The 12,433-nt window shown below is 46.9% G+C and carries 8 protein-coding genes; all 8 read right to left on the minus strand.

All coding sequences use genetic code 11. The features are described from left to right. The coding region (locus QUA16_RS32820) for a DUF4347 domain-containing protein (RefSeq protein ID WP_333181651.1) at positions 1–3,404 on the minus strand (3,404 nt) is incomplete at its 3' end. 292 nt (positions 3,405–3,696) lie between these two features. Then, positions 3,697–4,530 (minus strand): sulfotransferase, encoded by an 834-nt coding sequence (locus tag QUA16_RS32825; protein WP_333108675.1) that lies wholly within the window; start codon positions 4,528–4,530, stop codon positions 3,697–3,699. A gap of 434 nt (positions 4,531–4,964) precedes the next feature. Continuing rightward, positions 4,965–5,864, minus strand: coding sequence for an ABC transporter ATP-binding protein (locus QUA16_RS32830; RefSeq protein ID WP_333108677.1), 900 nt, complete (start codon positions 5,862–5,864; stop codon positions 4,965–4,967). 122 nt (positions 5,865–5,986) lie between these two features. Further along, positions 5,987–6,796: an ABC transporter permease gene (locus QUA16_RS32835; protein WP_445305423.1), complete on the minus strand. Its 810-nt coding sequence runs from the start codon at positions 6,794–6,796 to the stop codon at positions 5,987–5,989. Between the two features lie 819 nt (positions 6,797–7,615). After that, entirely contained in the window at positions 7,616–8,680 is a 1,065-nt protein-coding gene (locus QUA16_RS32840; RefSeq protein ID WP_333108681.1) for a hypothetical protein, read from the minus strand. A gap of 111 nt (positions 8,681–8,791) precedes the next feature. Further along, positions 8,792–9,964, minus strand: a complete 1,173-nt coding sequence (locus QUA16_RS32845) for an RNA-guided endonuclease TnpB family protein (protein ID WP_333108684.1) — start codon at positions 9,962–9,964, stop codon at positions 8,792–8,794. A gap of 323 nt (positions 9,965–10,287) precedes the next feature. Further along, entirely contained in the window at positions 10,288–11,100 is an 813-nt protein-coding gene (locus tag QUA16_RS32850) for a hypothetical protein (RefSeq protein ID WP_333108686.1), read from the minus strand. A 208-nt stretch (positions 11,101–11,308) separates the two neighbouring features. After that, positions 11,309–12,334: an ABC transporter permease gene (locus QUA16_RS32855; protein WP_333108688.1), complete on the minus strand. Its 1,026-nt coding sequence runs from the start codon at positions 12,332–12,334 to the stop codon at positions 11,309–11,311. Between the last annotated feature and the right edge of the window lie 99 nt (positions 12,335–12,433).

Here is a 12,433-nt window from a genome sequence, read left to right on the forward strand (position 1 = left end):
GAAGCATCAGTAGTCGCAGTACCTAGTGCAGTCGTGTTTTGTAAGATGTTAACTGTACTGTTCGGTTCTGCCTTACCCGCGATCGCGCCTTTGGTACTCCCAGAAGTTGTGATAGTAGGTATTGCGGGGGCTTTAGCATCTATTGTCAAATCAACTGCCGTAGAAGCCCCAGAAACATTACCCGCAGCATCTGACGCTGTAGCAGTGAAGGCATAAGTGCCATCGACTAAAGCTGTCGTGGGGGTAAATGTCCAATTTCCCGAAGCATCAGTAGTCGCAGTACCTAGTGCAGTCGTGTTTTGTAAGATGTTAACTGTACTGTTCGGTTCTGCCTTACCCGCGATCGCGCCTTTGGTACTCCCAGAAGTTGTGATAGTAGGTATTGCGGGGGCTTTAGCATCTATTGTCAAATCAACTGCCGTAGAAGCCCCAGAAACATTACCCGCAGCATCTGACGCTGTAACAGTGAAGGCATAAGTGCCATCGACTAAAGCTGTCGTGGGGGTAAATGTCCAATTTCCCGAAGCATCAGTAGTCGCAGTACCTAGTGCAGTCGTGTTTTGTAAGATGTTAACTGTACTGTTCGGTTCTGCCTTACCAGAAATCGCGCCTTTGGTACTCCCAGAAGTTGTGATAGTAGGTATTGCGGGGGCTTTAGCATCTATTGTCAAATCAACTGCCGTAGAAGCCCCAGAAACATTACCCGCAGCATCTGACGCTGTAACAGTGAAGGCATAAGTGCCATCGGCTAAAGCTGTCGTGGGGGTAAATGTCCAATTTCCCGAAGCATCAGTAGTCGCAGTACCTAGTGCAGTCGTGTTTTGTAAGATGTTAACTGTACTGTTCGGTTCTGCCTTACCCGCGATCGCGCCTTTGGTACTCCCAGAAGTTGTAATGGTGGGGGCTGTGGGGGCAACGCCATCAACTAATACACCCGTTGTCGCAGCGACTCCATTTAAAGTCAGGGTGCCATTATTTTTAGTCGCATCTTGAATCGTCGCGCTGCCTGTGAGTGCTAAGTTAGCGCCTACAGTGATGCCATTGCTGTCAACGTTGCCTGATGCTACGGTGTAACGGAAAGTTTGGGTAGCTGATAACGCACCGGTGCCCGTGAGAATGGCATTGACAGTACCTCCAGTGTCGAGAGTGATGGGGAGGTTGGCGCTACCAGTACCGGGGATGATGGTGACGGGTTCGCTAAATGTTGCCGTGAAGTCGAGGTTTCCGCCGATGCCGTAAGTATTATTGGCGGGTACGGTGACGCTGGTAATGGTAGGGATGCCGTCGAACTTGTGCGTGTCGCCTGCGGTAGGAGTGCCGGTGACATTACCGGAGGCGAAGGTGAAGTTAGGGAGGGTAGGTGCGCCGATATTGATGGTTTTGCCTTCGGTGGCACCTGTGGCAATGTCAGAAGTTAGGAATAAGTAGCCTGGGGTGCCGGTGTTGATGGTTTGGGTGAGTCCGGTAAAGTTCAGGGGACTGCCGGATGCGACTGGGGGTTGGGTGCTGAGGGTGGTATCTCCCGCATCTAAAACGTTGTCGGTGGAGTAAATGAGTTTGAAATTAGCGATGTCTGCGGGGGTGTAAGTGCCGCTGGGAGTGAGGGTAACGCCTGTGAGTTGGGCGTTAAAGGTGGAAACGGCTAAGTCAATTTCGTAGAGTTTTTGGTTGGTTGTGCCTGCTAGTAGGGTAGTAGGAGTGAAGGTGGGAGTGGTGACAGCGATATCTGGTGTTGGTGCAGCAATAGTCCCGTAAACGTCGTTATTGTTTTGGCTGCTGCCGGCACCACCGCTGGGAGTTTTAGCACCGGGAATGTTTCCTTGACTGAGTGCGGTGTTGTTGGTGAAGGTGGCTCCTAATGAGGTGACGGTAGGTAGCACCGTTGGCATTCCTTGGTTGTTGCCATTGGTGTTGAAGACGCGCTCCATGGCGAAGATGGCGCCGCCAAAGCCGAGGCCGCCGCCGCCAAAGCCGCTATTGCCAGAGCCGCCTGTGGCGGTGTTAGTGCTGAAGGTGGCGTTGTTCAGGGTTAAAGAACCCGTGCGGATGAAGATGGCACCTCCTAAACCAGCCCCGCCACCGCCGCCGGTGCCGCCGCCGCCATTGCCACCGCCAAAGCCGCCTTTGCCACTATTGCCACTATTGCCGACGCCGCCGGCGCCGCCGCCATAGCCGCCATAGCCGCCGCTATTCTTGCCAAAGCCGCCGCCGCCGCCAAAGCCGCCAAAGCCGCCTATGCCTGTGGTGATTATGCCTACGCTGTAGCCGCCGCCGCCGCCAAAGCCGCCGACGCCGCCGCCGCCACCAGCACTGTTGCCGACGCCGCCGCGGCCAAAGCCGCCGGCGCCGCCGCCGCCGTAATTGCCGTTGCCTCCATAAGCACCAGCACTGCTACTGCTACTTGCAAATAGCCCGCCGCCACCGCTACCACCAACGTTGCCGAACATTCCGGCACCACCGAAACTGAAACCTGCTTGTGTACCATTACCGCCGACAGCGCTGTTATTGCTAAAAGTGACGTTATTCACCGTGACGCTGCCGTCATAAATGAACAAGCCGCCTCCCATGCCAGCACCCCCACCACCCAAACCACTAATTCCTCCTTGGGCTTTGCTGTTGGTGACAGTCATGTTGGAGAAATTGACGGTTCCCTGTTTGACAAAGAAGGGACGAAAATTATTCCCGCCACTGACACTAAAGTTATTGCCAATAAAATCAATGTTGCTGTTAACTAGGGTCTTCATTACCCCTGTAACAGTGACGTTGGTTTGTAGGGTAATGGTGTCATCTCCGGCTAGGGAATTAGCCTCTAAAATTGCTTTGCTTAATGTGCCTGCTCCAGTGCCAGTACCATCATCAGTTGTCGCCGTGACATTAAAAATCTCTAGTGTATAGTCATAATCTTCCATCGCCTGCCGATTAAACGGCACGGCGGATTCAATCTGGCCCGTTACTATTTCTAAATCCCAGTCGCCGCCTTTAGCTGCAGAACCCGTCAAGTCGTTAGAGGCTGCGACATCTGCACCTGTGAGTTCACTCAACCGCTTGACAAAATTATTGCCCGTTTCTGTGGCGGCGACATCGCATCCATAAAGTAGGATATCTCCGTTCTCTGTCAGAGCATTTCCCCACTGTTTTAGCTGAGTGTTGAAATTTTCTATGTCATTCCCATTGAGTACGTCTGCACCGAGTTTTAAACTGCCTTCGCTGCCGTGAGAAACTACATGAACAGCTTCAATGCCACTTTCACTAGCCAGTGCTTGGGTAATTTGTTCAATGCCACTACGCTTGTCATCTAAAATGACTATTTTGGCGTTAGCATCTGCGCCCTCTATCAAGTTTTGATAATTCTGTACAGAAGAGTCAACGAAAATAATTTGCTTGTTGGCGGTTGATGAGTTCATAATTCCTGCTATCCTTTATATCTATCGTTTACATTTAAGTCCGGCAGGGGTTGAAACCCCCGCATCAAAGCTTAATCTCAAATCCGGTGCCATTGGAATTGATATTACCCACAGTCAGGACACGGCACCGTGCCAATTGGTGTCAACTTAAGCTGTGTTCCCGCCAATTCAGCTAGTAAACCCGCCAGTCCGCCAGGGAATGAATTCCCTGTCTCATAGCTCAAGTCCTCTTAAGAGGACTAATGAGTTTTTCAGTCCTCATAGCGAGGACTTTCGCTTTGAGGCAGGGGTTTCAACCCCTGCCGGACTGTGGCTTCGCTACAATCGCACTAGCACGACTATTTGTTGAATCTGTCCAAAAAGATAAGCCATCAAATCGCTCAAACAAATCGGGGGGTAAAATTGTTTTTCTCGGTTTAAACTCGACTTGAGCACGCACTTGATGTAACCCTTGTGTTTTGAGCTTATTATCAAATTCTGGCTCGTGATATTGAACATTCTCGAAATCATGCTCAAAATACTGTTCCCCAAGAAATTGATAAATCAGCGACATTGTTTTAGCCGGCTTTATGGTTAATAGATCGTAATCTACCAGTAGAAGAGATGCACTCTGTTCGCTATAAAATGCTTCTTTAAGAGCGTTATAAGCATAACCAACTAAACGCGAACCTTGACTTAATGCTTCGGTACGGCTATAAACTGTAGCCCGTTCCGCTGGATTATTAAATAACCTCGAAACATCAAAGGCGTTGCGGCGAATCAGTAGCTCAATGCTGTCCATAATCCAAGCGATATTTCTGACGCAGCAGATGACTTTAGCTTCGGGAAATAGTTCCAGAATTAATGGCAATTTGCTGCACCAAAGACGATTGGTGTCGAATATCACTTCTTTTTCAGCTTGCGGGTGGTAATAAGCTGAAAAGATGCTCATAATCAGTGCCCGTTTTTGTTCAGAGGAAATAAATACGGAAAACTCATTATCTTCGCTCATGGCTTCCAACATTCTCTCCACTAATCCCCCGACTGGGCTAGTCATAGCAGCGTGAAAGCGGGGATTTTGTCGTAGTAATGCACCCAGTAAAGTAGAGCCTGAGCGGGGTAGTCCTGATATGAAGTGGGCTTTCACTGGCCTCGTGGGGGAATGGGTTTCTATAACATTAGATGCAACTTAAATATATCATACCACAGACATATCTTTTATAGCATACTTTTATTTAACATTTCGCAACACAACATCCAGGTTTACGATATCTTTACAATCTAGACATCGTGGGTTGGCTTTCCCCTATCTCTATCGTTGCTTAGGGCCCCTGCCTCTGTAAAGTCGGAAAAGTCGGATCATAAAGTCGGAAAAGTCGGATCTTTGCCATGAGGACATAATTTAGATATCCAAGAAAGGCTGTGGGTATGAGGGTTTATTTGTTTTAGCGGAATTTTATTGGCTATTTTGCCAGACAGCATAAAAGTTGACGATATCTTGAGAATCTAGACATCGCCTTTGTTAATTACTCTGGAATTTTTGACCGCAGATGGTGGTGGATATACGCAGATGGACGCAGATTAGGATACAGTTTGTTTAGTTACTTCTACATAAATATGTTCTAATCGCACCGGATACCGAGCGATTGAATCAATTGAAATCCCGTCGAACAGCAAAATAATTTCTTTTAATTCTAAACGTTCCGGCAGCCAAAAAGCTAAATCGCTACCGTAGCGGCGGGGAATGAAACTGTATTGTTTAGCGCGGGCGATGACTTCAGCTTCTTCGTCGGTTTTTACCACGATAATTTCTTGAGCAGGAATCAGTTTTTGCAACTCCTCCAAACTGCCCTCAGCCACAATGCTGCCATTCTTTAAAATCCCAATTCTGTGACACAGCCGCTCAGCTTCATCCAACAAGTGAGTTGTCAGCAAAATTGTAATTCCTTCCGATTGCAAGCGCTGAATTAACTCCCAAATTTCGTAGCGAGCCTCAATATCTAAACCCGTTGTGGGTTCATCTAAAATTACTAATTTAGGCTGATGTACCAAAGCCACCGCAATATTCAAACGGCGCTGCATTCCTCCGCTCAAAGTTTCCACGGGGCTTGTAGCTCTATCTGTCAAATTTACTGCTTTCAAACAGTGCCTTACTTGATAGCGCCGCTGCTTGCGCTCTAAGCCGTAAATTTGAGCAAAAAAGTTGAGGTTTTCTTCGCAGCTAAGGCTTTTGTAAAGCAAGTTTTCTTGGGGCGCTACACCGATTAAGGATTTTGTAGAGTCAGAAACAGGTTCGCCATTAATAGAAACTTTGCCACTGTCGGCATTTAGCAAATTGCATAAAATATTGATAGTGGTAGTTTTGCCAGCACCGTTTTGCCCCAGCAAACCGTAAATTTCTCCAGCTTGAATGTGCAGTGTTAAATCTTTAAGCACTGAACGCTCGCCATAGGACTTATTTAGCTTTTCTATTTGCAGCACTGCTTTAATTCTCCGTATTATTTTATATATTTACGGTTGTTTCTGAATGATTAAACCGCAGAGAGCGCAGAGGGCGCAGAGAAGAGAGAGATGAATAATTACGACATAATAATGAGATAGTTTTAAAGTCTTCTTTCTACTCTCAGCATCCTGCGGTAAGAAAGCCACCCACCTGCAATCATGGCAATAGAAAATATGAATAAATACCAGAAGTGTTCGGAAATATCAGCCAAATCTTTGCCGTCAGCCCACACGCCCATCAGCGCTTCGTTCATGTGATAAATTGGATTGTACTGGGCGAGATCCAGCAGACTTTTGGGAAAGAGCGAAGTAGGCAAAAATGCGCCTCCTAAAATCAACAAAGGAACGCCGAAAGCGGCTACTAGCGAGTTGACATCTTCAGTGCGCCTCGCAAACTGGGTGCCGAGAATAAAGCCTACACCTACATAAGATACAATACTGAGCAGAATAATCGCACATCCTAACAGGATAGAGCCTTGAAATTGTGCTCCTAAACAAGAGGCGATCGTATATACTAAAATCACTTGACCGATGCCGATGCAACTGTGAGCCAGGAAAATTCCTAAAAAGTAGGATGTGCCGCTCAGCGGGGAAATAAACAACCGTTTGAGGGTATGCTGTTCTCGCTCTGCTACTACTGTTGCTACGCTACCACCGAGACAGCTAAAAAATAAAGCTGCTCCTACTAAGCTTGCAGGTGCAGCAGTTTCAAAGGCTTTTGCTGTGGTGAGATTAGCGCGTTCTTTTAAAATTAAACCGTTAATTAGCAAGATAGAAACTGGAAATATACTCCACAAGACTAAGCTGCGTCGCCGCCTACCCAATTCAATTAAAATTCGCTGCGCTACTGCGAGGGTTTCGTACCAGTATTTCATCTTAAGTTTGTTAGCATTGTTATTGTCGGGAATCACAAATTAAAGTTAATAGTTTATGATACAGTCATTACATAACCTTGTCAAATAACAGTTCAAAATATAAATAATTGAATTAACATCAGGCAAGGTGGGAGAGGTCAATGCCCATTGGTGTCAACTTAAGTTTTGCGTCGGCCAGTCCTCCCGCTCACCCGGCAGTCCGCCAGGGAATGAATTCCACGGGGCTTATAGCTAAAGTCCTCTGAAAGAGGACTGAAGAACTCATTAGTCCTATGCAAGAGGACTTTAGCTTTGAGGCAGGGGTTTCAACAAGAGCCGGACTATTGGTTGTACGTTAAGTTGACGCCAATGGGCAATGCCGTTTCCCTAGCCCCAAAATAATCGTCCTGGTGAGGATTTAACCATCGCCGGATTAATTTTAGGGAAAGGGCACTGCCGTGTCCTGATTTCGGGTAATACTGACATCTTGCAGCAATATCAATAAGAGGATTTTTCGTGGGGTCGGGCGGGTTTATAGAACCTATTTGCAAGCTTTAAGGCTGTTGGCGAACCCGCCCCTACGGCTAATTGAGAATGGTGCAAGATATCAGGTAATACCAATTTTTTATGAGGCCCCGTAGAATCCGAGCCCCCCTTAGCTTGCCCCCTACTCAACCCCTACTCCCCTTAATAAGGGGGGGACAAGGGACAAGATTCCGATCAAAGTCAACCCCTACTCCCCAACAATCAGGGGGAGTAGGGGGTATGCGAGGGGGATCGAGACTTAGCTACAAGCGAGATTTATCAATGGTTTCAGTCTTAAGTTGTCACCAATGGGCAATACCGTTTCCCCACCCCCAAAATAATCCATAATTCTTACTTAATTGTAAAGTTCTTACCTCTGTAGCATCCTTGAAAAGAAGTTAAACTGGTGCTGTTTCTCTGTTCCAATTTAGTCACGAGGGAAGAAGTATTGGAACTGTCAGGGGTAGCACCCCACTTGTAGATAAAGTCGCCGAGATTGTCTCCGGTTTCTTCGTAGCTGTGCTCTTCAATTGGAATTCCCGAAACTCCTGAAACAGTTTGGTTGTGGTATCCGTTAACGATGATTTTTTCGATAACGGCCCCCGGTTCTGCGGTAATGTTCCATTGCACGGGTTCATAAGCTGAAAATGCGAGAATTATGGGCTTGTTTCGACGTTCTACTTTGACTTCGATCCTCTCCGAGGGCTTCGCTAACGCCCTTTTAGATAAATTTCGGTCCTTGTGATCCGCATTGGCTTCGTAAACGCCTATTAAATGAAGTTCTTTGTTTCCGCTTGAGGAACCGATATAAGCTGAAAAATCGTCTGAACCGCCAAGCCCGCAGTTGGCGCCCGAACTAATTGGGGAAACAAAAGCTGTTTTTTCGGCTATTTTCTGCTGCACTGCCGGCACTACCCACAATCCGGTGCCGATGCCTAAAGCACCTATCAAAGCGGCCGCGATACCGAAAGGAAGGGCATTTGTCAGGTGGCGAACAACTGGTTTGGCTGTTAGTTGAGATAGGGTTTGCTGCCAAGTTTCACCAGTTTGTCGATCGGCATTCCCGCCATCGAGACAGGCCAATAAACCTAAACTTTCCGGCTGTTCCAGCAGACTTTGAACAGTTTTCCCTTCGCCGACGTAGAGATTTCTAGTTGCGGTGTCTAAAAGCAGCCAGTAGCGATCGCCCTCGCCGAGGTTGTACTCTTGTACGGCAGGATCGACTAAATCGTGCTGCAAAAACACCAGCCAAGCCATATTATTGCCAGTGCCGACTGTTTTGCCGTCGCTGGAAATAAGTTGGTCGATGTCTGGTTCCCAGCGCCAAGCTACCCAGCGACTATCTCCTCGATAGCCGAGGGATTTTTCTAGTTGCGGATGAGCGGTTATTTCTAAGCGTTGAACTAAGTTTGACACTCTTATGTCCTCCTCAAGTGCGATCGGCTCTAGAGCAATTTTGTGGCAATTTAAAACAAATATTTTGCTCTTGACATCCTCCCGGCCGTGAACGACGGGGATTCCTAAACCTCACGATTTAGGTTTCTGTTTCTTAGCAGTCGCCTTCACAGATTTACTCTGTTGGGGTCTTACACTCGCTCCACAGACTGACACCGCAAGCCCTGCGGCCAAAATGTTTTTACTCGCGTTAATGTCACGGTCATGGTGAGTTCCGCACTCTGGACATTCCCATTCTCTAACACTTAACGGCAATTCACGGACAATATGCCCACAATTACTGCACCGCTTAGAACTAGGAAACCATCTATCTATCTCAATATAAGTTCTCCCATACCAACGGCATTTGTAAGCTAATTGACGGGTTATTTCTCCCCAACTTACATCTGATATAGATTGGGCTAACTTGGGAGTTTTGACCAGGTTTTTCACCGCTAAATTCTCAACTACAATCGTTTGGTTTTCACGAACTAATTGAGTCGTTAGCTTATGTAAATGGTCTTTTCTGCTATCGGTTATTTGAGCGTGAACCTTAGCTACCTTAATTCTTGCTTTTTCTCTATTTTTTGACCCTTTCTGTTTGCGAGAAAGAGTTTTTTGGACTTTACGCAATCTTCGGTAATGTTTCTTAAAGTGTTTAGGATTAGCGACTTTATCCCCGTCGCTAGTAATCATAAGACTACTAATTCCTAAGTCAATTCCTATCACTTTGTCGCTAACAGGTAAGGGTTTAATAGTTGGATCATCAAATCTAATTGAGATATGCCAACGTCCTGATGGATGTAATTTAACCGTTACCGTACTAGCTTCACAATATGAGGGTATTTGTCTTGACCATCGAATAGGTAAAGGGTCTAAACATTTAGCTAAATAAATTTGTCCGTTTTTAAAATTAAAAGCAGACTTGGTAAATTCTACACTTCCTCCTTGATGTTTTTTCTTAAAGTTAGGATACCTAGCACTACCAGCAAAGAAATTAGTAAAAGCTGTTTGTAAATGTCTCAAGCCTTGCTGTAAAGGAACACAACTAACTTCATTTAAAAAGTCTAATTCTTCTTGCTTTTTCCAAGACGTTAACATTGAGGAAGTTTGACTGTATCCTATTCTTTCTTGCCTTTCGTACCATGCTTGAGTTCTTTCGTGGAGAGCTTTATTGTAAACCAATCTTACACAGCCGACGGTACGCCGCAATAGCGACTCTTGTTCTGGCGTTGGGTAAAATCGGTAACTGTGAGCTTTTTCCATACCTCACATTTTAGCATATATTTGGTGAAATGTTAAAATTAAATAGTAAAGCCGTCCTCGAACGACGAGGTTTGGGACCCCAAATTTTCGATGACTGCTTCTACCTGGTTGTCCAGTTTTAAAAGAGTGCTTGGCTAATAGCGTCTACAAGTTCTTAGCTTAACTTTTATTTGGCTACTCTGCTACAAAATATGCCGATCGCACCTGAGAGCAATATTAAGCAGGCAAATAAATATTCCGGCTTTCTCGCTGGTGAAATATCCCTGAAAAAGAGAACGTTTCCGAGAAACCCGGTTTCTGTAAAAGTTCTGACACTTCGCTGATTACTGGCGGGGGCCATCAATCGCCTCTCTAGTCGGTGCAAGACCTCCGGGGCTAAAGGAACTCGGTGGCACTCTCGGAAGATTGAGATTGCGATTTGGAACTAAATCGCTGTTGCTGTCACCAGCAGTTCCACCCGTGGGAGATGCACTGTTATTGGGATTGGTACTCGGTGAACTTCCCGGATTGAGATTATTGGGATTGGTATTCGGCGAACTTCCCGGATTGAGATTATTGGGATTGGTACTCGGTGAACTTCCCGGATTGAGATTATTGGGAGTGGTACTCGGTGAACTTCCCGGATTGGCATTGGGAATACCTGCAGGCGAAGTTCCCGGATTGGCATTGTTGTTGGGAGTACCTGCGGGCGAAGTTCCCGGATTCGCATTGGGAGTACCTGCGGGCGAAGTTCCCGGATTCGCATTGGGAGTACCTGCGGGCGAAGTCCCCGGAGTCAGAGTATTGGGATTGTTGGGATTTGCCGTACCTGCAGGAGTAGTTATCGGGGTGCCGACAGCATCTCTGGTGAGGGCGTTGGGGTTCGGGGGAGGAGGCGGAGGAGTGGCTGCATTGGGGTTATTTGCAGGAGCATTCCCCGCAGCAGTGTTTTGGGGAGCAGCATTGCTGCCGCACAAGCTGACTAAATCAAAAGTTGTGCCACCTCGGGTTTCTATGAAGCAAACCGGCACATTTACTTGGGGGTTTGAGGCTCTGGGAAAATCGGCTGTTCCCGGCATGGGACGGCTAAAGGCAGCTTCAGCCATCAGTGGGGTCAAGGCCGCCGATAGAGCGGCGATTGTTCGCAATAATCTCATCAGCGTTTCCTCAAATGTTAAAGTTTATTTTCTCCAGTATTGCCCATACAATGCCAAGTGTCGTCACTCTAAAAGCCGATCGATCTTTTTGACAACTGCTTCTACAGGCCCACCGCTGGCTGCAACATCTGGCGAACGCAGAAAATAGAGGTAGAAAAAGCCGAAAGTGCAACAGTCACGCATCCGTTGCCCTTCTTCCTTAATATTTTTAGTACCGAATTCGCGGGTCAACGTAAGCGTTCAAAATATCAATTACAATGCTGGCAATTACGACAATTGCCGCAAAAAACACCACAATACCTTGAACAGTTGGATAATCCCGCAAGCTAATCGCTTCGTAAAGGCGATTTGCCAACCCCGGCCAAGAAAAAGTAACCTCTGTTAAAATAGCACCGCCCAACAGTGCAGCAAAAGTCAATCCTAAGACAGTAATCACCGGAATTAGTGCATTTTTGAGAGCGTGAGCCCATAAAATCTGGAATTCTGGAATGCCTCTGGCTCTAGCTGCTTCGACATAATCTGCTTGCAAAGTTTGCTTGAGATTCACTCTCACAATGCGCTCGAAAATGCCGCTCAAAAGAATCCCCAACGTCAAACTCGGAAGTGCCAAATAATGCAAAGATGTGAGAAACTGACCAAGGTTAGCGCTCAGGAGACTGTCAATAGTGTATAGTCCTGTGTAGCCTTCGGGGGCGGGGAATGTCACGGGAAAGCGAGTTCCCAAGGGAAACCATCCCAACTGCACTGCGAAAATCAATTGCAAAACCATGCCGGCCCAAAAAGCGGGCAGCGAGTAAGTGATAATGCCAAACAAACGGCCGACAGCATCGAAAATAGTGTTGGGGCGGGATGCTGCTAAGGAACCGATACTGATGCCGACAATTAAAGCTATGGCCATGCTACAAACTGCTAATTCCACTGTAGCGGGGAAATAATCTCCGATAATTTGCCACACGGTTTGTCCGCGAGTGGTGATGGAGGTTCCCAAGTCGAAGCTCAACAAGTCTTTCATGTATTTGAGATATTGCTGCCACAGGGGTGCGTCGAGGCCGAGTTGGGTTCGCATTGCTTCTTTGGCGGCTGCGGGAGCTCGTGAGCCGAGAATGGCATCTATGGGATCGCCTGGAGTAGCCCGCAGCAATAAAAATACTGCTGTGGTGATTGTCCATAACATTAGCGGTGCGAGGAGCAAGCGGAGAAAAATATAAGATTGCAGGGCTTTGGAACGAGACATAATATTTGGGAATTGTGAATAAATCAGTCATTAGTCATTAGTCATTAGTCATTAGTCATTAGTCATTAGTCATTAGTCATTAGTCATTAGTCATTAGTC

Source organism: Microcoleus sp. S13_C3 (genome assembly GCF_036700905.1).
In the GTDB taxonomy this organism is placed as follows: Bacteria; Cyanobacteriota; Cyanobacteriia; order Cyanobacteriales; family Microcoleaceae; genus Microcoleus.

Coding starts and splice junctions, on each gene's coding strand:
- QUA16_RS32845 (WP_333108684.1), bottom strand. CDS start 9,964: ATGGAAAAAGCTCACAGTTACCGATTTTACCCAACGCCAGAACAAGAG.
- QUA16_RS32850 (WP_333108686.1), bottom strand. CDS start 11,100: ATGAGATTATTGCGAACAATCGCCGCTCTATCGGCGGCCTTGACCCCA.
- QUA16_RS32855 (WP_333108688.1), bottom strand. CDS start 12,334: ATGTCTCGTTCCAAAGCCCTGCAATCTTATATTTTTCTCCGCTTGCTC.